16 protein-coding genes are annotated in these 22,772 nt (G+C 75.1%); 11 read left to right on the top strand and 5 right to left on the bottom strand.

Features of this window, described 5'->3' with window-relative positions; all coding sequences use genetic code 11:
- Positions 1–25 precede the first annotated feature (25 nt).
- The gene (locus tag J7W19_RS12345; RefSeq protein ID WP_004952374.1) at positions 26–940 is read left to right on the top strand and encodes a DNA-3-methyladenine glycosylase family protein; all 915 of its coding nucleotides are present in this window, start codon (positions 26–28) and stop codon (positions 938–940) included.
- Between the two features lie 398 nt (positions 941–1,338).
- Here J7W19_RS12345 and J7W19_RS12340 read toward each other — a convergent pair whose 3' ends face one another.
- Genes J7W19_RS12340 through J7W19_RS12330 form a run of 3 tightly spaced genes read right to left on the bottom strand, consistent with a single transcriptional unit; the run spans position 1,339 to position 4,196 of the window.
- On the bottom strand, positions 1,339–2,661 hold the full coding sequence (locus J7W19_RS12340; RefSeq protein WP_004952378.1) for a coenzyme F420-0:L-glutamate ligase: 1,323 nt from the start codon (positions 2,659–2,661) through the stop codon (positions 1,339–1,341).
- A complete protein-coding gene (cofD, locus tag J7W19_RS12335) occupies positions 2,658–3,629 on the bottom strand; it encodes a 2-phospho-L-lactate transferase (RefSeq protein WP_040892062.1) in 972 nt (323 codons plus the stop codon). The genes J7W19_RS12340 and cofD overlap by 4 nt, the downstream gene beginning before the upstream one ends.
- A 54-nt stretch (positions 3,630–3,683) precedes the next feature.
- Positions 3,684–4,196, bottom strand: a complete 513-nt coding sequence (locus J7W19_RS12330) for a cysteine dioxygenase (RefSeq protein WP_004952385.1) — start codon at positions 4,194–4,196, stop codon at positions 3,684–3,686.
- Positions 4,197–5,005: 809 nt separating this feature from the next.
- Between J7W19_RS12330 and J7W19_RS12325 the strand changes: the two genes are divergently transcribed.
- The 3 genes from J7W19_RS12325 (at position 5,006) to J7W19_RS12315 (ending at position 11,478) form a co-directional block, all read left to right on the top strand.
- Positions 5,006–5,269 (top strand): WhiB family transcriptional regulator, encoded by a 264-nt coding sequence (locus J7W19_RS12325; protein ID WP_004952403.1) that lies wholly within the window; start codon positions 5,006–5,008, stop codon positions 5,267–5,269.
- Between the two features lie 768 nt (positions 5,270–6,037).
- On the top strand, positions 6,038–9,823 hold the full coding sequence (locus J7W19_RS12320) for a glycosyltransferase family 2 protein (RefSeq protein ID WP_210455331.1): 3,786 nt from the start codon (positions 6,038–6,040) through the stop codon (positions 9,821–9,823).
- Positions 9,824–9,903: 80 nt separating this feature from the next.
- Positions 9,904–11,478: a DUF5719 family protein gene (locus J7W19_RS12315; RefSeq protein WP_004953462.1), complete on the top strand. Its 1,575-nt coding sequence runs from the start codon at positions 9,904–9,906 to the stop codon at positions 11,476–11,478.
- Between the two features lie 41 nt (positions 11,479–11,519).
- Here the strand turns inward: J7W19_RS12315 and J7W19_RS12310 are convergent, their stop codons facing one another.
- Positions 11,520–12,023, bottom strand: coding sequence for a metallopeptidase family protein (locus tag J7W19_RS12310; protein WP_040892280.1), 504 nt, complete (start codon positions 12,021–12,023; stop codon positions 11,520–11,522).
- Between the two features lie 274 nt (positions 12,024–12,297).
- Between J7W19_RS12310 and J7W19_RS12305 the strand changes: the two genes are divergently transcribed.
- The 6 genes from J7W19_RS12305 (at position 12,298) to J7W19_RS12280 (ending at position 18,449) form a co-directional block, all read left to right on the top strand.
- A complete protein-coding gene (locus J7W19_RS12305) occupies positions 12,298–12,762 on the top strand; it encodes a DUF3499 domain-containing protein (protein WP_078588248.1) in 465 nt (154 codons plus the stop codon).
- 346 nt (positions 12,763–13,108) lie between these two features.
- A complete protein-coding gene (locus J7W19_RS12300; RefSeq protein ID WP_004953458.1) occupies positions 13,109–14,467 on the top strand; it encodes a phosphomannomutase/phosphoglucomutase in 1,359 nt (452 codons plus the stop codon).
- Positions 14,468–14,618: 151 nt separating this feature from the next.
- A complete protein-coding gene (locus J7W19_RS12295) occupies positions 14,619–14,807 on the top strand; it encodes a Trm112 family protein (RefSeq protein WP_004953457.1) in 189 nt (62 codons plus the stop codon).
- Between the two features lie 55 nt (positions 14,808–14,862).
- Complete coding sequence (locus tag J7W19_RS12290) at positions 14,863–16,032, top strand: SIS domain-containing protein (RefSeq protein ID WP_004953456.1); 1,170 nt, start codon at positions 14,863–14,865, stop codon at positions 16,030–16,032.
- Between the two features lie 117 nt (positions 16,033–16,149).
- Positions 16,150–17,346, top strand: a complete 1,197-nt coding sequence (gene manA / locus J7W19_RS12285; protein WP_004953455.1) for a mannose-6-phosphate isomerase, class I — start codon at positions 16,150–16,152, stop codon at positions 17,344–17,346.
- A 116-nt stretch (positions 17,347–17,462) separates the two neighbouring features.
- A complete protein-coding gene (locus J7W19_RS12280; protein WP_004953454.1) occupies positions 17,463–18,449 on the top strand; it encodes a cation diffusion facilitator family transporter in 987 nt (328 codons plus the stop codon).
- A 217-nt stretch (positions 18,450–18,666) separates the two neighbouring features.
- On the opposite strand, the gene J7W19_RS12275 is transcribed toward J7W19_RS12280, so the two are convergent.
- Positions 18,667–20,673, bottom strand: coding sequence for a fructose-specific PTS transporter subunit EIIC (locus J7W19_RS12275; protein WP_004953446.1), 2,007 nt, complete (start codon positions 20,671–20,673; stop codon positions 18,667–18,669).
- A gap of 462 nt (positions 20,674–21,135) precedes the next feature.
- On the opposite strand from J7W19_RS12275, the gene ahcY reads away from it, so the two are divergent.
- Positions 21,136–22,593, top strand: coding sequence for an adenosylhomocysteinase (ahcY, locus tag J7W19_RS12270; RefSeq protein ID WP_004953444.1), 1,458 nt, complete (start codon positions 21,136–21,138; stop codon positions 22,591–22,593).
- Positions 22,594–22,772: the final 179 nt, after the last annotated feature.

The raw sequence follows: 22,772 nt of genomic DNA, 5'->3' as shown, positions 1-22,772 counted from the left end.
ACCCGGACGGCGTTACCCTGGCCGGATGGCCACCCGCACCTGGGCCCCGCCGGGCCCCCTCGACCTGGGACGCACCCTCGGCGTCCTGGCGCGCGGCCCCGGCGACCCCGCGTATCGCGTGGCCCCCGACGGCGCCGTCTGGCGCGCCAGCCGCACCCCCGAGGGCCCGGGCACGATCCGGATCGCCGCGCGCGCGGGCGAGGTGCGCGCCGAGGCGTGGGGCCCCGGCGCGGACTGGCTCCTGGACACCCTCCCCGCGCTCCTGGGCGCGGACGACGACCCCACCGCGTTCGCCCCGCGCCACCGCCTCCTGCACGAGGCGCACCGCCGCCACCCCGGCCTGCGGCTGGCCCGCACCGGGCTGGTGCTGGAGTCGCTGATCCCCTCCATCCTGGAGCAGAAGGTCACCAGCGACGAGGCGTACCGCGCCTGGCGGCTGCTCCTCCAGCGGCACGGCGAGCCCGCGCCGGGCCCGGCCGACGGGCCCGCCGGCCGCATGCGCGTCATGCCCGACGCCCGCGCCTGGGCCCTCCTGCCCTCCTGGGAGTGGCACCGGGCCGGTGTCGACGGCAAGCGCTCGGCGACCGTCGTCCAGGCGGCCCGTGTCGCCGCCCGCCTGGAGGAGGCCGCGGCGATGGACGCCGAACGCGCCGCGGCCCGCCTCCGGCTCGTCCCCGGCGTCGGCCCCTGGACGGCGGCGGAAACCCTCCAGCGCAGCAACGGCGCTCCGGACGCGGTGACGGTCGGGGACCTGCACCTGCCGAAGACCATCGGCTACGCGCTCACCGGCGCCCGGGGCACCGACGACGCGCGCATGCTCGAACTCCTCGCCCCCTACACCGGCCAGCGCCACCGCGCCTGCCGCCTCATCCTCCTCACCGGCATCCGCCCGGAACGCCGGGCGCCGCGCTTCTCGGTGAACGACATCAGGCACCTGTAGCGCCGCCGCACCCTACGAGGCAGCCCGCCCCACCAGCCCGTCCGGCGTTTGAGGACGCGTGCCGCAGGCGCGCTCGGGGGTGCAGGGGCGGAGCCCCTGCGAGAAACGGTGAAAGGGCGGGACCGGGGCATCATCCCCCCACTCACCGGTCCATCCACCGGCCCGCCCTCCCGGACGCTGCCAGGGGGAGCAGCCCCAGCCCCGCCCTTTCACCGTTTCCGCGGGGGCAAGCCCCCGCACCCCCGCAGCACGCTGCGCGCGCTGTCCTCAAACGCCGGACGGGCTGGGTGGGAGCGCGCGCTGTCCTCGAACGCCGGATGGGCCGGGTGAGGGCGGGCGTCGCCCTCGAACGCCGGACGGACGGGCCGGGCAAGGGCGCGAAAGGGCCGAGCGCAGCGCTAACGCACCGTCACATACGCGTCAGCCAACCGCTCCGGCCGCTCCCGAGGCACCACCGCCGGCCGCCCCACCGCCACCGCCCCCATCGGATCCCAGTCGTCCGGAAGGTCCAGGACGTCCCGGACGACGTCCCGGCAGAACATCGTGGAGGACACCCACGCGGACCCGAGCCGCTCACCCGCCAGCGCCACCAGGAAGTTCTGCACACCGGCACCCATGGCGACGACGAACATCTCCCGCTCGGCCGCGGCCCGCCGCGCGTCCGGATACGCATGGGAGCCGTCCATGACCAGACACGGCACCACCAGATACGGCGCGTTGCGCAGCAGATCGCCGCGGCGGATCCGCCGGGCGACGCTCTCCTCGGAGCGCCCGTCGGCCCGCAGGTCGGCGATCCAGGCGTCGCGCATGGCGTCGAGCAGCCGCAGCCGGGACTCCTCGGACTCCAGGAGGACGAAGCGCCAGGGGGTGGTGTGGTGCGGCGCGGGAGCGGTGAGGGCGGCGGCGACCGCGCGGCGGACCGCGCCCGGGTCCACCGGGTCGTCCGTGAACTCCCGTACGGTGCGCCGCAGTCGGACCGCCTCCCGGACGGCCTCGGAGGTGCCCAGCCGGAACATGTCGTCCGGGCCCGAGCGGATCAGCTTCCGGGCGCCCGCCGCGTCCCCGGCGTCGGACACGACGTGCGGCAGGCCGCGGACGACCGCCACCGGGAGTCCGGCCGCCTTGCCCTTCACCAGGTCGCCGGCGGCGGCGAGTTCGTCGGCCGTGGCGACGACGGTGGCCGTGAGCGGATTGCCGTGCGCGTCGGTGCCACCGCGCAGGTCGTCCAGGACGCGCACCCCGGCCGCGCCGATCGCCATGTCCGTCAGGCCGGCGCGCCAGGGCCGCCCGGCGGTGTCGGTGACGATCACGCCGACGTCCACGCCGAGTGTGTCCCGGAGCCCGGCGCGCAGCGCGCGGGCGGAGGCGTCGGGATCCTCGGGCAGCAGCAGGATGGTGCCCTCGGGGGTGTTGGAGGCGTCGACGCCCGCGGCGGCCATGACGAGGCCGAGCCGGTTCTCGACGATGCGCAGCATGCCGCGCCGGGCGACCAGCCGGACGGTCTCGGCGTCGATCGCCGCCTCGCGGTCGGGCGCCTCGGCGACGCGCCCCTCGGCCTTGCTGACGATCTTCGAGGTGACGAGCAGGACGTCGCCGTCGGCCAGCCCGGGCATTCCCTCGGCGGTGGCCGCCGCGGCGACGAGTTTGACCAGGTCGTCGCCGGGCCGGACCTCCGGCAGGCCGGGCAGGGCCCAGACCCGGTAGGCGGGGGCTTCGGTCACGCGCGCACCTCCTCGGCCAGGGCCAGGGCCTCGGCGGCCATCCGCGCGGTGGCCGGGACGTCCGTCATCATCAGCGGGACGGCCCGGCAGCGGATGCCGGCGGCCTCCACCTCGGCGGTCCGCGCCGCGTCGACGGTGTCGACCAGCCAGCCGTCGATCAGGTCGGGGCCGTAGTGCCGGGCGACCGCCGAGGCCGTGGACTCGACGCCGACGGCCGCCAGCACCTTGTCGGCCATGCCGCGCACCGGCGCGTCGCCGACGATCGGCGAGAGTCCGACGACCGGCGCGCCGGCGGCGGCGACGGCCTCCCGGACCCCGGGCACGGCGAGGATGGTGCCGACGCTGACGACCGGGTTGGACGGCGGGAAGAGGATGACGTCGGCCGCGCCGATCGCCTCCAGCACACCGGGCGCCGGCTTCGCCTGCTCCGCGCCGACGGGGATGATCGCGTGTGCGGGCACCTGGGCCCGCAGCCGCACCCAGTACTCCTGGAAGTGCACGGCCTTGCGAGCGCCCTCGGCGCCGTCCGGGTCGTCGATCATCACGTGCGTCTCGACGCGGTCGTCGCTCATCGGCAGCAGCCGGACGCCCGGCTTCCACCGCTCGCACAGCGCCTCGGTGACGGCGCTGAGCGGGTAGCCCGCGGCGAGCATCTGCGTACGGACGATGTGCGTGGCGAAGTCGCGGTCGCCCAGCCCGAACCACTCGGGGCCGACGCCGTAGGCGGCCAGTTCTTCCTTCACGGCGAAGCTCTCGTCGGCGCGGCCCCACCCCTGCTCCTCATGGATGCCGCCGCCGAGCGTGTACATCACCGTGTCGAGGTCGGGACATACCTTGAGGCCGAAGAGGTGGATGTCGTCACCGGTGTTGCCGATGACGGTGATGTCCGCGTCCGGGGCTGCTGATGTCAGGCCGCGGAGGAAGCGGGCGCCCCCGATCCCGCCGGCCAGAACCACAATGCGCTGCATGCGGGCCAGTCTGTCAGCCCCGGCCGGCGCCTCCGAGGGGTGGTACGAGGGGTGTCACCGGACGGGCGCGGCGGCCGGGCGGCCCGCCGCGGCGCGGAGCGGGCGGTGCTGTGGCATCTCGGTGAGGCCGGGGGAGTAGACGTGGAGGCTGACGGCCGGTTCGAGGGACTCGTTGACGACCTCGTGGGCGTAGCCGGGGGCGAAGACCCGCTGGTCGCCGGCGCGGAGCCGGCGCCGGACGGTGGTCCCGGACGTCTCGTGCAGTTCGGTCAGCGTGCCGTGGAGAACGGTGAGGACGCCGGAGGAGCGCCCGTGGTCGTGCAGTCCGCTGCCCTGGCCGGGCACCCAGCTCAGCAGCCACACCTCGTAGCCGGGGCCGGTACGCAGCCGGTGGTACCAGCGGCTGCCGGCGTCGAAGCGGACCAGCCGGGACCACGCCGCACGGTCGGCGGCGATGCTCCGGGCCAGCCCGGCGAACTCGGCGACGGTGGAGGGGTGGGCGGCGGGCGGCGGCATGAGGTGGGGGAGGGCGAGCGGGTCGCCGGCGATCTGGACGTCGCTGTTCATGAGAGGGGTTCCTCGACGGGTGGCGGGAGGCGCGGGGCCGGAGGGCGGTGGGGTACGGACGGTCACGCGTACGGCGCGGCGGCCGGTACGGAGGACCGGCCGGGCTGTACGGGGACGCGTCCGGTGGCCGACGACGACGCGGACGCCGCGGCGGAGCACGGACGGGACTGCGGTGACGGGACCGGGGAGACCTCGAAGAAGCCTCGAAGAAACCTCGGGAAAAGAGGAAAGGGAAGGCGTCAGCCGGAGCTCTGCGGCATCAACAGCTGGAACAGCGACAGCGCGCCTGAACGGCACAGCGCGACCCGTAGGAACGGGTCAGGCCGGGGATCCCCGGGACGGACGTCCGGGCGGACGTCGGGGAGGGTGCGGTCGCGAGCATGCTGACAAGGAGACCGGCATCCGCGGCGCCATGTCAACCGGATGTCCGGTTTGATGCCAATCTTTCACCTCATCCGGTAGGGGAGATCGGAAAAAGGTTTGTCTCGTGGCTCGCGGGACAATCGCCCGGCATCCTGGTGTTCAAACATCGCCCGGTTCCGGGCGGTGCAACTGGGCGGCCGCCCTTCGCGTCTCTCTGGAAGACAAGGGAGCCGCGGGACGGCTGTGGCCGACGAGAGATGTGTCCACTCTTGTGGCGGTTTGGCAACTTTCCGCTCGGCCTTGGTTCCGCAGAGTGAATAAGGGGCTCAATAGCAGATCTCGGCTTGACTGGCCCGGATCGGCGCACTTGTAATTTCACTCGTGTCGTTCTGCCGTACCTGATCACGGCAGCATCACGGGGACGCAATGACAGACGAGGGGCGCACATGACCGAGCTGTTTCAGCAACTGCTGGTCGAGGAGGCGGACGAGGAGCTCGGCTGGCAGGAGCGCGCACTGTGCGCCCAGACCGATCCCGAGTCCTTCTTCCCCGAGAAAGGCGGATCGACCCGCGAGGCCAAGAAGGTCTGCCTCGCCTGCGAAGTCCGCTCCGAATGCCTTGAATACGCGCTGGCCAACGACGAACGCTTCGGCATCTGGGGCGGCTTGTCCGAGCGGGAGCGCCGCCGCCTGAAGAAGGCGGCCGTCTGAGGGGGCTGACCCCCCGTCACCTCCGGCGTACCGCCTGCGCGCCACCTCCCGGGCGTCACCGGCCGAGGGCCGTACGCCGCGGCGCCGCAGCACTCGGACGCCGCGCCGCACCCGGCTCCTGACGCCGGGTCACCATCCGGGCCGTTCTCGGCGAGGCCCGAGCGAGCCCGTCGAGGGCCGTGGCCCGTACCGGCCGCGCACCGGCCCCCTTTCGCGATCGCCGTTCTTCGCGGTCGCCGATCCTTTCCGCACGATCGCCGTTCTTCGCGGTCGCCGGCCCGCACGTTCGCCGGCGGCGAGACCCGCCGGTACGCCAGACCGCGTCCCGCGCGGCCCACCGGTGTCCACCGACGCCCGTCGGCCGTGCACCGAGCGGAGCCGTGCACCGACCAGAGCCGTGAGCCAAGCGGAGCCGTGCACCGCGAACAGAGCCGTGCACCGAACAACCCCGCGTACTCGCCGGCCCCGGCGCCCACCGCCGCCTTCCGCCACGCCTCCGCTGCCCGAGCCCGCCACCCCTCCCGGCCGCACGCGCGCCGCCGCCCGCCGCCGTCCGGGGAAGCCCGCACGACCGCCGCACCGGATCGAACGCCTGCTCGCACGGCGCGGCGCCGCCTCCCGCGCCCCGCGTCGAGGAGGCGGAGCGGCCTGTTCCCAGCCACTAGGGTGGGGTGCCGTCCGAGACGACCGACGCCCCTCGGGCGTCCACCGCAGTCCAGCACCGCGGCCGCACTCCCCGGCCGCTCCCGGCCGGAGGGCCCGTACCCGATGTCCGCGCACAGCGATCCGCCGGCGCACCACCCGGCACCCCCCGCGTTCGACCTCAGCCACCCCCCGGCGTTCCCCCGCCATGTCGTCACCGCCGTGCTCGTGGCCCACGACGGCGCCCGCTGGCTGCCCGACGCGCTCGCCGGGCTGCTCGGCCAGGAGCGGCCCGTCCAGCGGGCCGTCGCCGCCGACACCGGGAGCGACGACGACTCGGCCCGGCTGCTCGCCGACGCGCTCGGCGCCGACCGCGTCCTGCACCTCGCCCGCCGCGCCGGCTTCGGCACCGCCGTCGACGAGGCGGTCCGCGCGACCCCCGCGCCCACCGCCGACGACCTCCCCTACCTCGCCGGCTCCAGCGGCTGGGACCCCGTCAGCCGCACCTGGCGCGACGACCCCCACGACCCCTACGGGTCCCCGGACGCGCACGACCGCGACGCCGAACCCGTCCAGTGGCTCTGGCTGCTGCACGACGACTGCGCCCCCGAGCCCGGCGCCCTCCGCGAACTGCTGCGCGTCGCCGACCAGGAGATCGCCGCCGGCCGGCCCGCCGCCGTCCTCGGCCCCAAGCTCCGGAGCTGGTACGACCGCAGGCAGCTGCTCGAAGTGGGCGTCACCGTCGCCCGCGGCGGGCGCCGCTGGACCGGCCTCGACCGCCGCGAACAGGACCAGGGGCAGCACGACCAGGTGCGGTCCGTCCTCTCCGTCTCCTCCGCGGGCATGCTCGTCCGGCGGGACGTCTGGGAGGCGCTCGGCGGCTTCGACCCCCGGCTGCCCCTGATGCGGGACGACGTCGACTTCTGCTGGCGCGCCCACGCGGCCGGCCACCGCGTCCTCGTCGCCCCCGACGCCGTCCTCCGGCACGCCGAGGCCGCCTCCCGCGAGCGCCGCCCGGTGGACTGCGTCGGCCGCCGGCCGGCCTCCCCGCACCGCGTCGACAAGGCGGGCGCCGTCTACGCCCTGCTCGCCAACACCCGCGCCGCCGCTCTGCCCTACGTCCTGCTGCGGATCGTCCTCGGCACCCTGCTGAGCGCGCTCGGCCACCTCGTCGGCAAGGTCCCCGGCCAGGCCCTCGACGAACTCACCGGGCTGGGCGCCGTACTGCTGCGCCCCGGCCGGATCCGCGCCGCCCGCGGACGCCGCGCCGCCGCCGTCGACGCCAAGGAGCTGCGGCCCCTCTTCCCGCCGCCGGGCGCCACCCTGAGGGTCGCGTTCGAGCAGGTCATGACCTTCTTCGGCGGGCGGTCCGACCCCGAGGCGCGGTCGGCGGGGCGGCACGGCGCCGTCGAGTCCGGGCCCGGCGGCGACGAGGCGGACTTCCTGGAGATCGAGCAGTTCGCCCGGCTGCGGCGGATCGCCCGCAAACCCGCGCCCGTCCTCTTCACCGCCCTGCTGCTGGTCTCCGCCGTCGCCTGCCGGGGGCTGTACGGCGGCGGGGCACTCGCCGGCGGCGCCCTGCTGCCCGTGCCGGAGGGCGCCTCCGACCTGTGGTCGCTGTACGCGGACGGCTGGCACGCCGTCGGCACCGGCAGCACCGCGAGCGCCCCGCCCTACCTGGCGGTGCTCGCGGCCCTCTCCACGCTGCTCCTCGGCTCGCCGGACCTCGCCGTCACGCTGCTGCTCGTCTGCTCGGTCCCGCTGGCCGGGCTGACCGCCTACTTCGCCTCCCGCCCGCTGGTCGCCTCCCGGCCGCTGCGGGCCTGGGGCAGCGTCGCCTACGCGTTCCTGCCCGCCGTCACCGGCGCCCTCGCGACGGGCCGGCTCGGTACGGCCGTCCTCGCGATCCTGCTGCCGCTCCTCGCCCGGGCCGCCGTCGCCGCCGGCGGGTTCCGCTCGCCGGGCGCCCGGCCGGTGTGGCGGGCCGTCTGGACGTACGCCCTGCTCCTGACCGTCGCCACCGCGTTCGCCCCGGTGGTCTGGCCGCTCGCCGTCGTGCTCGGCCTCGGCGTCCTCGCGCTGCGCGCCCGCGGCGGCGGGCTCGTCCCGCACGCGCTCGCCCTGCTCGCCGTCGCCGCCACCCCGCTCCTCGTCCTCGCGCCCTGGTCGCTGGGGCTGCTCACGGACCCCGGCCGCCTCCTCACCGAGGCGGGGACGGAGTACGGCGGCGGCACCGGCACGCCGCTGCGCCTGCTCACCGCCGACCCGGGCGGGCCGCGGACCTTCGGCGGGCTGCTGTTCGCCGGCGTCCTGCTCGCCGCGCTCGGCGCGCTGCTCCGCGCCGACCGGCGGGCCGCCGTGGGCACCGCCTGGACGGCCGCGCTCGCCGCCCTGCTCTGCGCGGCGCTCGTCAACCACACGGCCTGGGCCGGGCCCGCCCTCCTGGTGTACGGCCTCGCGCTGACCGCCGCCGCCGTGGTCGGGGCGGAGGGGGCCCGCGAACGGGTCGCCGCCAAGAGCTTCGGCTGGCGGCAGCCCGTCGCCGGGCTCGTCGCCCTCGCCGCCGCCGCGGGCCCGCTCGCCGCCGCCGTCACCTGGGCGGCCGGCGGGGCCGGGGGACCGCTGGAGCGGCGCGACCCCGTACAGGTCCCGGCGTTCGTCGCCGAGGCGGCGACCACCCGCGACCGGGCCAGGACCCTGGTCCTCGCCCAGGAACCCGGCCACACCACCCACCTGACCTACGCGCTCGTCCGCGGCTCCGGGATCCGGATGGGCGACGACGCGGTGGCCCCCGGCCGGGACGCGCGGCTGGACTCCGCCGTCGCCGACCTCGTCGCCGGCTCCGGCGCCGACCAGGCCGCCCGGCTCGCCGAGTACGCCGTCGGCTTCGTCCTGGTCCGCGACGGCGCCGCCAAGGACCTCGGCGCCGCGCTGGACGCCGCCCCCGGCCTCACCCGGCTCAGCCAGGAGGGGCGCACCGCGCTGTGGCGGGTCGACCGGCCGGTCTCCCGCGTCGGCGTCGTCACCGAGGGCGCCGACCCGGTGGCCGTACCCTCCGGACCCGTGGGCGCCCGGGCGACGATCCCCGCCGGGAAGGACGGCCGGGTGCTGCGCCTCGCCGACCGGGCCGCGCCCGGCTGGCGCGCCACCCTCGACGGCCGGCCGCTGCCGCGCGTCACCCTCGACGGCTGGGCGCAGGGCTTCCGGCTCCCCGCCGCCGGCGGCAGGCTGGCGCTCTCCTACGAGACGCCGTTCGCCCGGACCGCGTGGGTGTGGACGCAGGGGCTGCTCGCCGTCGTCCTGGTCGTGCTGGCCCTGCCGGGCCGGCGCCGGCACGTGGACGACGACCTGCCCGACGCGGTGGTGCCCGCCGCCGAGCCCGTCTCCCTGCCCGAGCAGGCCCCGGCCGGGGAGGGCCGCCGGGCCCGCCGGCTGCGCGCCGCGGCCGAGGGACGGCAGGCGGCGGACGGGACCGGTGCGCCGGAGGCGGTGCCGGTGTCCGTACCGGTCTCGGCCGATCCGTACGAGGAGCCCTCGGCGGACGCTTACGCGGCGGCGGATCCGTACGCCGCGGATCCTTACGCCGCGGCACCCGCGCCGCAGTACGGCCAGGGGGCGGCGGACGGCGGCTGGGCGGCCGACCCCTACGCCCCCTACGGGTCGGACGGGTCCGCCGCGTACCCCCAGTACTACCCGCACGGCGCGGGCGGGTACGGGGACGCGTACCCGGGACAGGGCCACCACGCCGGCGCCCACCCGGACACCGCCGGGTACGACGCCTCGTCCGCCCCGGGCCCGTACGGCGTCCACGACCCGTACGGATACGGCGGCGGGCAGGGCGGCCGGAACGGCCACGACACGACGTACGACGCCGGCCACGGCCTCCGCCGCGACGGGAGCGACCAGCAGTGAAGCGCCAGCGATCAGCAGTGAAGCGTGAGCGTCCGGGAGCGAGGCGCGAGCGGACGGCGGGGAAGCGCGAGGGGGCGGGAGTGGGGCGTACGACCCTCTCGCTGTTCGCCACGGCGGCGGCGCTGGCCGCCGTCACCGGCGTCGCGGTGGTCGCCGCGCCCTCGGGCGACGCCGGCAGCGGCTCCGGCACCGCCCGGGCGACGAGGTCCGCCGCCCGGATGCCGGTCCAGCGCTCGGCCGTGGTCTGCCCGGCGCCGACCTCCTCCGAGGTGGCGGAGACGACGTATACGGCGTTCTCGCCCGGCGCCCCCGCGTCCGCCAAGGCGGGCGCCGGCGGCCGGGACGCGCGGCGGACCGCCGATCTGCTGCCGATGACGACGACGAGCAGTCGGCCGCCGGCGAAGAAGGACGGCAAGAAGGAAGAAGACGGCAAGAAGGGGAGCGGTGGCAAGGCGCCGGCCCCGGGGGCCGGCCCCGTCCTGACCCTCAAGGCTCCCGGCGCCCCCGTGACCGCGACCACCGACCGCTCCGACGCCCCCGCCCTCCTCGGCTCCGCCGAGGGACCGCTCGCCCCCGGCTACACCGTGCAGCAGACCACGGCCGTCGCGGCCGGCAGCGGGCGCGGCCTGCACGGGCTGACCTGTGGGCCGGCCGACACGTCGTTCTGGTTCCCGGGCGTCTCCACGGCCAAGGGCCGTCAGGACTACGTCCACCTCACCAACCCCGACTCCGCCGCGGCCGCCGTCGTCGACCTGGAACTGCACGGCAAGGACGGCCGCGTCGCGGCGCCCGCCGGCGAGGGCGTCACCGTCCCGCCGCGCTCGTCGGTGCCCGTCCTGCTGAGCACCCTGACCGACGCTCCGGCGGACAACCTCACCCTGCACGTCACCGCCCGTTCCGGACGGGTCGGCGCGGCCGTGCAGGCGTCCGACGAGAAGCAGGGCGGCGACTGGCTGCCCGCTTCCGAGCCGGCCGCGGCGGCCGTCCTGCCGGGCATCCCGGCCGACGCCACCTCCGTGCGGCTCGTCGCCTTCGCCCCCGGCGCCGACGACGCCGACCTCAAGCTCCGCTTCGCGGGCCCCACGGGCTCGATCACCCCGGCGGGCCACGAGACGCTGCACGTCAGGAGCGGCACCACGGAGACGGTCGAACTGGACGGCGTCGCCCGGGGCGAGGCCGGGGCGCTGCTGCTCACCGCCGAGGACGGCGGGCGGGTGGTGGCCGGGCTGCGGGTGACCCGCGGGAAGGGCGACAAGCAGGAGACGGCGTTCCTGCCGGCGGTCGAGCCGGTCGGCGCCCGCGGCACGGTGGCGGACGACCGGGCCAAGGGCACCTCGCTGTCCCTGGTCGCGCCCGGCGCGGAGGCGCGGGTCAGGGTCTCGGCGTGGGTGGCCGGCGGCGGGACCCCGGCCACCCGGACGTACACCGTCCGGTCCGGCACCACGCTCACCGTGGAGCCGCCGGTTCCGGGCGGTGGCAAGGGCGGTTACGCGCTCACGGTCGAGACGGTCTCCGGCGGGCCGGTGCACGCCGCCCGGACGCTGACGCTCCCGCAGGACGGCGTCCCGGCGTTCACCGTGCAGCCGGTGCCGGACGACCGTTCCACGGTGGAGGTGCCCGCGGTGCGCTCCGACCTGACGACGGTCACGCGCTAGCGAGGACGGGGGGTGGGCGGCGAAACCGCGCCCCCGCCCCGTCAATCCTGCCCGTAGCGCGGATCCACCGACTCCGGCGCCAGGCCGAGGAGTTCGGCGACCTGCTCGACGACGACCTCGTGCACCAGCAGCGCGCGGTCGTCGCGGTTCTTGGTGCGGATCTCCACCGGGCGGCGGTAGATGACGATCCGGTCGGGCTCGTCGCCGCGCGCCGCGACATACCGGCCGAGCGGGACCGAGCCGCCGTCGAGGAACAGCGCCTCGCCCGGCTCGCCGTCCTCGCCCGGCACGGGCACCTCGCGCACCACGAAGTCCACCGACGCCAGTTGCGGCCAGCGGCGCTCCAGCCGCTCCGCCGAGTCGTGGACGAGGTCGACGAACGCCTCGGCGCGGCTCACCGACAGCGGGACCTGCGGCGGGGCGATCGGACCGCGCATGCCGCGGCCGTGCCGGTCGCGGTGGCGCGGGCGCCGGCCGAGCGGACCGGGCCCGGGCGGACCGGGCGGGCCGGCCGGTGGAGGTACGGGGCTGTCGGGGCTGTCCATCACCTCGAAGGGTATCCGCCGGTCGGCCGTGTACGCGCGGTAGCCGCGCATCTCATCGGATGTCGCCCGATGAGCGTTCCGTTGTTGCTTGCGATCGGATAAAGCCGACGGCGAGACCGTCGATCGCATCCCGAATGACACTATGGTGGCTGAGTGATGACAAAGTTCCAGGGCCGCGCATCCTGTTCCACACCCTCCCCGCGCAGGTCGACCCGGCGGTTCGGGGGCGGTGTCCACCGGGCGCTCCGGCACGACACGGAGGGGTGAGCCAGGAGTGAGTCGTCGCGGCCCGCTCAAGAGTGCGGTACCGTCCCACCTCGTGAGCCCTGTACGTCGCTGTTCGCGCACCGCGTGTGGCCGCCCGGCCGTCGCGACGCTGACGTACGTCTACGCCGATTCGACCGCCGTCCTCGGCCCGCTCGCCACCTACGCCGAACCCCACTGCTACGACCTGTGCGCCGAGCACTCCGAGCGGCTGACGGCCCCCCGCGGGTGGGACGTCGTCCGGCTCGCCGTGGACACCGGCCCCGCCCGTCCCAGCAGTGACGATCTCGAAGCGCTGGCCAACGCCGTGCGGGAGGCGGCCCGTCCGCAGGAGCGCGCCGCGAGCGGCGGGTCCGGCGGCGGAACCGTCGGCAGCCAGATGAAGGGGCCCGTCGGACCCAGCACGCGCGAGGTCAATCCGATGGAGGTCGCCCGCCGGGGCCACCTCAGGGTGCTGCGCTCGCCCGACTCCTGACGCGCCGGAACCCGAAGGCCCGTTCCGCGGCGGCGAATTCCGGCCGTTCCGTCCGGCGCTTTCGTCGCTTTCCGCCGCATCGCGTCGTGTTCAGGCGTGTTCGGGGGATTTCGCGGCGCTTCGCGGACTCGGGTCGAGCGCGTCCGTCCGGCGTCGGCGTCCGTCGCGCCGATCTGCGGTCGCGAGGCGCCCAAACCCTGACCCACCCCCCGATTCGTCCCTGATTCGCCCCGGATTCGTCCCCGGTTCTCGCCTCCGACGGCCGTCCGGCGCCGGAACGGGCGGTGGGTCCGGGTAGGTTTGGGTACCTGTACCGGACCTGTACCGGACTCCAGGAGGGTGAGACGTGGCTGATCTGTCGCAGCTCGTGAAGGCGTACGACGTGCGTGGTGTGGTCCCCGACCAGTGGGACGAGGCGCTCGCCGAGCTGTTCGGCGCTGCCTTCGCCAAGGTGACGGAGGCGGACGCGATCGTCGTCGGCCACGACATGCGGCCCTCGTCCCCGGGGCTGGCCCGGGCCTTCGCGCGCGGCGCCGCCGCCCGGGGCGCGGACGTCACCGAGATCGGGCTCTGCTCGACCGACCAGCTCTACTTCGCCAGCGGCCATCTCGGCCTGCCCGGCGCTATGTTCACGGCCAGCCACAACCCGGCGCAGTACAACGGCATCAAGATGTGCCGCGCCGGCGCCGCCCCCGTCGGCCAGGACACCGGCCTCGCCGAGATCCGCGCCCTGGTGGAGGACTGGTCGGAGAACGGCGCCCCCGAGCCCGTCGCCACCCCCGGCACCCTGTCCGAGCGGGACACCCTCGCCGACTACGCCGCCCACCTGCGCTCCCTGGTCGACCTCGGCCGGATCCGGCGGCTGAAGACCGTCGTGGACGCGGGCAACGGCATGGGCGGCCACACCGTCCCCACCGTCCTGGAGGGCCTGCCGATCGACCTGATCGCCCTCTACTTCGAGCTCGACGGGACGTTCCCCAACCACGAGGCCAACCCCCTCGACCCCAAGAACCTGGTCGACCTCCAGGCCAAGGTCCGGGAGACCGGCGCCGATATCGGCCTCGCCTTCGACGGCGACGCCGACCGCTGCTTCGTCGTCGACGAGAACGGCGACCCCGTCTCCCCGTCCGCGATCACCGCCCTGGTCGCCGCCCGCGAACTCGGAAAGCACCCCGGCGGGACGGTCATCCACAACCTGATCACCTCCTGGTCGGTGCCCGAGGTCGTCAAGGAGCACGGCGGCAAGCCCGTCCGCACCCGCGTCGGACACTCGTTCATCAAGCAGGAGATGGCCCGCACGGGCGCCATCTTCGGCGGCGAGCACTCCGCCCACTACTACTTCCGCGACTTCTGGAACGCCGACACCGGCATGCTCGCCGCACTGCACGTCCTCGCCGCCCTCGGCGGCCAGGAGAAGCCGCTCTCCGAGCTCGTCCGCGAGTACGACCGCTACGCCGCCTCCGGCGAGATCAACAGCACCGTCGCCGACCAGCCGGGCCGGGCCGCGGCCGTCCGGGCCGCCTACGCGGACCGCGACGGCGTCGAGCTCGACGAGCTGGACGGCCTCACGGTCACCGCCGCCGACTGGTGGTTCAACCTCCGCGCCTCCAACACCGAACCGCTGCTGCGGCTCAACGTCGAGGCGCGCGACGCGGAGACGGTCGCCCGGGTCCGCGACGAGGTCCTCGCCATCGTCCGCGCCTGAGGCCCTGAGCGCCTCAGACCTTGAGCGCCTGAGGCCCTCGACGGTTTGAAGGGCGCGCGGCCGGCCCGGGCCGCCCGCCGGACGTCACCACGGGTGACGTCCGGCGGTACCCTGACCGCACAGAGACGCACACCTCCCGAAGGGAACCCTCATGCCGCTCGAAGCCGGCCTCCTGGAGATCCTCGCCTGCCCTGAGTGCCACGCACCCCTGCGGCAGGAGGCGGATGCCTCCGGCGAGACCACCGAGCTGGTGTGCGAGAGCGAGAGCTGCGCCCTGGCGTACCCCGTCCGCGACGGCATTCCCGTCCTCCTGGTGGACGAGGCCCGACGCCCCCACTGAGCCGCGCCGCCCCGGCCGGCACCCCGTACACCACGGCGATCGGAGCTGATCAACGGTGTTCGACGAGTCTCTCCTCGATGACCCCGACGCCCTCTCCCGCGCCGACGTCCACGGCCTGCTGCGCGGCGCCGCCGAGTCCGGCGCCCGGGTCCGGACGGCCGTCCGCAACGCCGACGAGGCGGGCATCGGGGCCCTGCGCCCGGACGGGCGCCCCCGCGCCGTCCTCGTCGCGGGCCCCGGCCCGGCCGCCGCCTCCACGGCCGAGCTGCTGGGCGCGCTCGCCGGCGGCGGCTGCCCCGTCGCCCCGCTCCGCCCCACCGGCGTCGCCTCCGCGCCCGGCGCCCTGCGCTGGACGCTCCCCGGCTGGACCGGCCCCCTCGACCTGCTCCTCGTCGTCAGTCCCGACGGCACCGAGCCGGGCCTCGCCCTGCTGCTGGAACAGGCGTACCGGCGCGGCTGCTCCGTCGTCTGCGTCACCCCGGCCGGCACCCCGCTCGCCGACGCCACCGCCCAGGTCCGCGGCCTGACCATCCCGCTGACCAGCACCCCGTACGAGGCGACGATGGCCGGCGACGACGCCCCCGCGCGCCCCGAGAACGGCGAGAACGTCCTGCCGACCGGCCCCGGCACGCTCTGGTCCCTGCTGACCCCGCTGCTCGCGCTCGCCGACCGCATCGGCCTGTTCGAGGCACCGCGGTCCGCGCTCGACGCGCTCGCCGACCGGCTCGACCGGCTCGCCGAACGCTGCGGCCCGGCCATCGCCACCTACGGCAACCCGGCCAAGACCCTCGCCGCCGAACTGGCCGGCACCCTCCCGCTGATCTGGACCGAGGGCGACCTGGCGGCCGCCGCCGGACGCCGCTTCGCGACCGTCCTCGCCGCCCTGGCCGGCCGCCCGGCCCTCGCCGCCGAGCTGCCCGAGGCGCTCACCGCGCACAGCGCCCTGCTCTCCGGCTCCTTCGCCGCCGGGGCCGACCCCGACGACTTCTTCCGCGACCGCGTCGACGAGCCCGAGGCGCTGCACGCCCGGGTCGTCCTGCTGCGCGAGCGCGCCCCCGACATCACCTCGGCCGTCCCCGGCGCCCGCGACCTCGCCCTGCACCGGGACACCCCGGTCAGCGAGCTGGAGGCCGCCGAGGGGGCGAGCCCCCTGGAGACCGCCGCCGAACTGCTGGCCGTCACCGACTTCGCCGCCGTCTACCTGGCTCTCGCCGGTACCCCCTAAGCCCGCGGCCCGCTCCGGGAGCGGGCGCCCGCCCGCGCGCCGGGCCCTCCGCCCCTACGCCGCGCCGGACCCGTCCGAACCGCCAGGAACCGTCCGTACACGTCAGGAACCGCTCCCATGGACCGCCTCGCCAACACCGTGCGCCCCTACGCCTGGGGCTCCACCACCGCGATCCCCGGCCTGCTCGGCACCCCGGTCACCGGAGAGCCCCAGGCCGAACTCTGGATGGGCGCCCACCCCGGCGCCCCCTCCCGCGTCGACCGGGGCGACGGGCCCCGGCCGCTCACCGACGTCATCGCCGCCGACCCCGAACGCGAGCTCGGCGCCCCGGCCGTCCGCGCCTTCGGCCCCCGGCTCCCGTTCCTGCTCAAGCTGCTCGCCGCCGCCGCCCCGCTCTCCCTCCAGGTGCACCCCGACCGCGCCCGCGCGGAGGCCGGCTTCGCCGCCGAGGAGGCCCGGGGCATCCCCCTCGACGCGCCCCACCGCACCTACAAGGACCCGCACCACAAGCCCGAACTCCTCTGTGCCCTCACGCCGTTCGACGGCCTGTGCGGCTTCCGCGACCCGGTGCGGACGGCGGACCTCTTCGCGGCCCTGGACGTCGACGCCCTCAAGCCGTACGTCGACCTGCTGCACGCCCACCCCGCGTCCGACGCGCTCCGCGAGGTCCTGACCGCCGTCCTCACCGCCGACCGCGCGGCGATCGCGGAGACCGTCGCGCAGGCGTCCGCCGCCGCCGAACGGCTGGCCGGCGAGGAGGGCCCGTACCGGGACGACTGCGCCGCCTACGCCTTCGTCGCCCGCCACTACCCCGGCGACCCGGGCGTCCTCGCCGCCATGCTCCTGAACCACGTACGCCTCCAGCCCGGCGAGGCCCTCCACCTCGACGCCGGGGTACCGCACGCCTACCTGGACGGGTTCGGCGTCGAGATCATGGCCGGCTCCGACAACGTGCTGCGGTGCGGGCTGACGCCCAAGCACGTCGACGTCCCCGAACTGCTGCGCGTCGTCCGCTTCGACCCCACCGTCCCGGCCGTGCTCCGGCCGGAGGCCGGGCCGGACGAGGAGGAGGCGTACGACGCGCCGGTGGACGAGTTCCGCCTCTCCCGGCGCGTACAGGCCGCCGACGCGCCGCCCGTACGCCTGGACGCGCCCGCTCCGCAGATCCTGCTGTGCACCGCCGGCACCGCCCGCCTCCAGGGGGGCGACGGTGAACTGGAGCTGGCGCGGGGCGAGTCCGCGTTCGTCCCGGCGGGGGAGCGCGTGGAACTGCGGGGAGAGTGCACACTCTTCCGCGCCACGGTCGCCGTCTGAAGGCGGTTCGGCCGACCCTGCTGACACAATGGCCCGCCGAAGGCGGCAAAGAAACAGCAAAGACCGTCGCGGTGAAATCCGTGATGGGCCAGTGGCGGAAGGGACACCCCGAACGTATGAGTGCTCAAGGCGGAACGAAGGCCATCGTCGCCGCGCTGGGGGCCAACCTGGCCATCGCCGTGGCGAAATTCGTCGCCTTCGCGTTCAGCGGCTCGTCGTCGATGCTCGCGGAGGGCGTGCACTCGGTCGCCGACTCCGGCAACCAGGCGCTGCTGCTGGTCGGCGGGAAGAAGGCGAAGAAGGCGGCGAGCGAGGAACACCCCTTCGGCTACGGCCGCGAGCGGTACGTCTACGGGTTCCTCGTGGCGATCGTCCTGTTCACCATCGGCGGCGTCTTCGCCCTCTATGAGGGCTACGAGAAGATCAGGCACCCGCACGAGCTCGACAACTGGTACTGGCCGGTGGGCGTGCTCGTGTTCGCCGTCATCGCCGAGGGCTTCTCCTTCCGCACGGCCGTCGCCGAGTCGAACGAACTGCGGGGCCGGCAGTCCTGGAAGCAGTTCGTCCGCACGGCCAAGGCCCCCGAACTGCCCGTCGTCCTGCTGGAGGACTTCGGCGCCCTCGTCGGCCTCGTCCTCGCCCTCTGCGGCGTCGGCCTCACCGTCGCCACCGGCGACGGCGTCTGGGACGGCATCGGCACCCTCTGCATCGGCGCCCTCCTCGTCCTCATCGCCCTGGTCCTGGCCGCCGAGACCAAGTCCCTGCTGCTCGGCGAGGCCGCCGGACCGGAACAGGTCGCCCGCATCCGCGAGGCCGCCGTCGACGGCGCCACCGTGACGGGCGTCATCCACATGCGGACCCTGCACCTCGGCCCGGAGGAACTCCTCGTCGCCGCCAAGATCGCGGTACGCCACGACGACACCGCCGCCGACGTGGCCCGCGCCATCGACGCCGCCGAATCCCGCATCCGCGAAGCCGTCCCCATCGCCCGCGTCATCTACCTCGAACCCGACGTCTACAGCGAAACGGCGGCAGCAGCGGGCCCGGACCCGGCAGCGACGCCGGGGGGACCGGGGGCACCCGTCAGCCCGTCCGGCGCCTGAGGACCTCGCGGCGAAGCCGCGATGCCGGGGTCCGGGGCAGAGCCCTGGAAGAAACGGTGAAAGGGCGGGACCGGGGCACGGACAGCGACGGCCGGACGACGACCGGGCCCGCGGCGGGACCGCTCGATGCCGGGGGCTGCCCCTAGGGGCGCGGCCTGGACGGAATGCCCGGCTGCACCGCCCGGCTGCACCCGAGCCCACCCGGCCCCGCCGGGCCTCACCGCAGCTCGCCCAAGACCCGCAGGATCGCCGGAGTATCCGGCGCCGCCAGCAGCCGGGCCCGGAAGCCCGGATCCATCAGTCTCCGGGCCAGCACGGCCAAGACCCGCAGATGCTCGTCGTCCGCCCCTTCCGGCACCGCGACGGCGAAGAGCAGCCGGGCGGGCACCCCGTCCGCCGCCCCCCAGTCGACCCCCTCGGACGAACGGGCGAAGGCGACGGCCGGGGCCGTGACCGCGCCGGTCCTGGCATGGGGGAAGGCGACGGACTCCCCGGCCCCCGTGCCGCCCTGCGCCTCCCGTGCGAGCAGGGCGGCCACCAGAGCGTCGCCGTCCGACACCGCGCCACCGGCGGCGAGCAATTCGGCCAGCTCCCGGACGGCCTCCTCCTTGCGGCGCGCGGCGAGCCAGGGACGGACGGTCCGCCCGGTCAGCCGCCCGCCCAGCACCTCCCCGCCGACCGGCGAAGGAGCCTCCGCCGCACCCCGAGGTCCCGCGGGCTCACCCCCCGACGCCATCAGGCTCACCGTCGCCAGCGCCGTCACGACCGTTCCTATGGCCACGGCGACGAAGAACATGGGCACCCCGCCCACCGCCCCGAGCAGCGCGACGACCGGTCCGCCGTGCGGCACCGCGTCGGTGACCGCCGCGAGCCCCGCGATCGCGCCGGCCACCGCCCCGCCCAGCATGTTCGCCGGAATCACCCGCGCGGGCCGCGCGGCGGCGAACGGGATCGCCCCCTCGGTGATGCCGAAGAAGCCCATGACGAGGGCCGCCGACCCCGCCTCCCGCTCCTGGGCGCGGAACAGCCCGCGCCGCAGCAGCGTCGCCAGGCCCTGCCCCAGGGGCGGAACGGGGATGGCGGCGGCGCAGATGCCCATGACCTCGGGGCTGCGGGTGACGAGCCCGGCCCCGAAGAGGAAGGCCGTCTTGTTGACCGGTCCGCCCATGTCGAACGTGATCATCAGCCCCAGGAGTACTCCCAGCACCGCCGCTCCCGCGCCGCTCAGCCCGGCGAGCCCGTCGGTGAGGCGGTCGAAGACCCAGGCGACCGGCCGGCCGAGCGCGTAGACGAAGAACAGGCCGAGGACGGACGTGGCGAGCACCGGGATGACGATGACCGGCATCACCGGCCGGACGAGACGCCGCACCGGCACCCGTCTGATCGCGAGCACCAGCCAGCCGGCCAGGAACCCGGTGACGATGGCGCCCAGGAACCCGGCTCCCGAGGGCGAGCCGTAGAGCGTGCCGTCGTTCGCCAGCCATCCGCCGACCATGCCCGGCACCAGCGCAGGCCGGTCGGCGAGCGCGAAGGCGATGTAACCGGAGAGCACGGGCAGCATCAACGCGAACCCGATCTCGCCGATGCGGTGGACGTGCTCCCAGAAGGACCCGGCGGGGACCTCCAGGCCATGCGGCCCGGCCCGGCCGCCCAGCGCGAGCGAGACGGCGATCAGCAGCCCGCCGGTCACCACGAACGGGATCATGTACGAGACACCGTTCATCAGCGCCCGGTACCCGACGGCACCGGCGGCACCACCGGAGCCGGCCGCGCCGCCGGTGAACGGCGGGAAGGCGATGCCCGCGAGGCCGGCACCCGCGCCCCGGCCGGCCTCCCGCGCCCCGCCGGCCGCGCGGTGCACGGGCGCGTCGCGCACCTCCCGGATCAGCCGCCCCGGATCGCGGATGCCCTCGGCCACCCCGGTGACCAGCACCCGCTTGCCGTCGAACCGGGTCAGGTCGACGTCCTTGTCGGCGGCGACGATCACCCCGTCCGCCGCCGCGATCTCCTCGGCGGCCAGGACGTTCTCCACGCCGATGGAGCCCTGTGTCTCGACGCTGACGCGGTGCCCGAGCTCCTCGGCGGCCTGGACCAGCTTCTCGGCGGCCATGTACGTATGGGCGATGCCCGTCGGGCAGGCGGTCACGGCGACCAGCCGGAGCGGCGGACCGTCGCCGCCACGGCACCCCGTCGTCTCCCCGGAGGAATCGGCCGGACCGGTCACGGGTCTCCTTCCCAGCGGCTTCGCAGCAGCTTCCGGCGTCACACCCTTCGGTCGCATCCTTCACAGCCGGGCGCCGGATTCCGGGGAGGCGAGGCCCGTTCGGCGCGGTCGACGGCGAAACCCCGCGGACTCCGGCGGTCCCGTACGCCCCGCACGCCCACCGGAACCTCCCGCGGTTTCCGACGATCCGTCACCGATCGACCGTCAGCGAGTTCCGATCCCCAGGAGGGGCTGGGGCTCCGGGGGCCGTCCGGTGTAGATTCGGACGCGGTGCCAGACGTCGCTGCTGATGGCGGTCGGGCGGTTCGCGCGACGGGCCGGCCGAGGGAGAGAGGACCTCCGACGGACTGCGCTGCGGCCAGGTGTGACGTGCGCGTGTCGGCGAGAACGACACGCACGACGACCTGTCCGTCGCACGGCCGTACCCACACTCTCGCTCGCCCTTCAGGAGGAGCAGCCCGTATGACCACCACCTCCACCGGCCAGGACTTCAAGGTCGCGGACCTTTCCCTGGCGGCATTCGGCCGTAAGGAGATCACCCTCGCCGAGCACGAGATGCCCGGTCTGATGGCGATCCGCAAGGAGTACGCGGAGGCGCAGCCGCTGGCAGGCGCCCGTATCACCGGCTCGCTGCACATGACCGTGCAGACGGCGGTGCTGATCGAGACCCTGGTGGCGCTGGGCGCGCGGGTGCGCTGGGCGTCCTGCAACATCTTCTCCACCCAGGACCACGCCGCCGCCGCCATCGCGGTGGGCCCGAACGGTACGCCGGACGACCCGCAGGGCGTCCCCGTCTTCGCCTGGAAGGGCGAGACGCTGGAGGAGTACTGGTGGTGCACGGAGCAGGCGCTGACCTGGCCCGACGCCCCCACCGGCGGCCCGAACATGATTCTGGACGACGGCGGTGACGCCACGCTGCTGGTGCACAAGGGCGTCGAGTTCGAGAAGGCCGGCGCGGCCCCGGACCCGTCCACGGCGGACAGCGAGGAGTACGCCCAGATCCTCACCCTGCTGAACCGCACGCTGGCGGAGAACCCCCAGAAGTGGACCCAGCTGGCGTCGGAGATCCGCGGTGTCACCGAGGAGACCACCACCGGCGTCCACCGCCTCTACGAGATGCAGTCGGCGGGCACCCTGCTCTTCCCGGCGATCAACGTGAACGACGCCGTCACCAAGTCGAAGTTCGACAACAAGTACGGCTGCCGCCACTCCCTCATCGACGGCATCAACCGCGCCACCGACGTCCTCATCGGCGGCAAGGTCGCGGTCGTCTGCGGCTACGGCGACGTCGGCAAGGGCTGCGCGGAGTCGCTCCGCGGCCAGGGCGCCCGCGTCATCGTCACCGAGATCGACCCGATCTGCGCGCTGCAGGCGGCGATGGACGGCTACCAGGTCGCCACTCTGGACGACGTCGTGGAGACCGCCGACATCTTCATCACCACGACCGGCAACAAGGACATCATCATGGCCTCCGACATGGCCAAGATGAAGCACCAGGCCATCGTCGGGAACATCGGTCACTTCGACAACGAGATCGACATGGCCGGTCTCGCGAAGATCCCCGGCATCGTCAAGGACGAGGTCAAGCCGCAGGTCCACACCTGGACGTTCCCCGACGGCAAGGTCCTCATCGTGCTGTCCGAGGGCCGCCTGCTGAACCTGGGCAACGCGACCGGCCACCCGTCCTTCGTGATGTCGAACTCCTTCGCCGACCAGACCCTGGCCCAGATCGAGCTCTTCACCAAGCCGGAGTCGTATCCGACCGACGTCTACGTGCTGCCCAAGCACCTGGACGAGAAGGTCGCCCGGCTCCACCTCGACGCGCTCGGCGTGAAGCTGACGACGCTCCGCCCGGAGCAGGCGGAGTACATCGGCGTCAAGGTCGAGGGCCCGTACAAGCCCGACCACTACCGTTACTGACGGCTCCCTCGGCGTCGGCGGCCCTCCCGGCCGCCTTCGCGGTGCATGCGCCGCACGCGGTATGCGCGGCGTACGCGAGGCCGAGAGCCACAGCAGCGTCAGCAGCCGGCCCACCAGCCGGCCGGCCAGGCCCCTGCCCCCGCGGCGGGGGCCTGGCCCGTTCGTGTCAAGGAACCCTC

Source organism: Streptomyces mobaraensis NBRC 13819 = DSM 40847 (assembly GCF_017916255.1).
In the GTDB taxonomy this organism is placed as follows: Bacteria; Actinomycetota; Actinomycetes; order Streptomycetales; family Streptomycetaceae; genus Streptomyces; species Streptomyces mobaraensis.
Note: the sequence above shows the minus strand (reverse complement) of the source record. Positions and strands in the feature narration are given on the sequence as shown.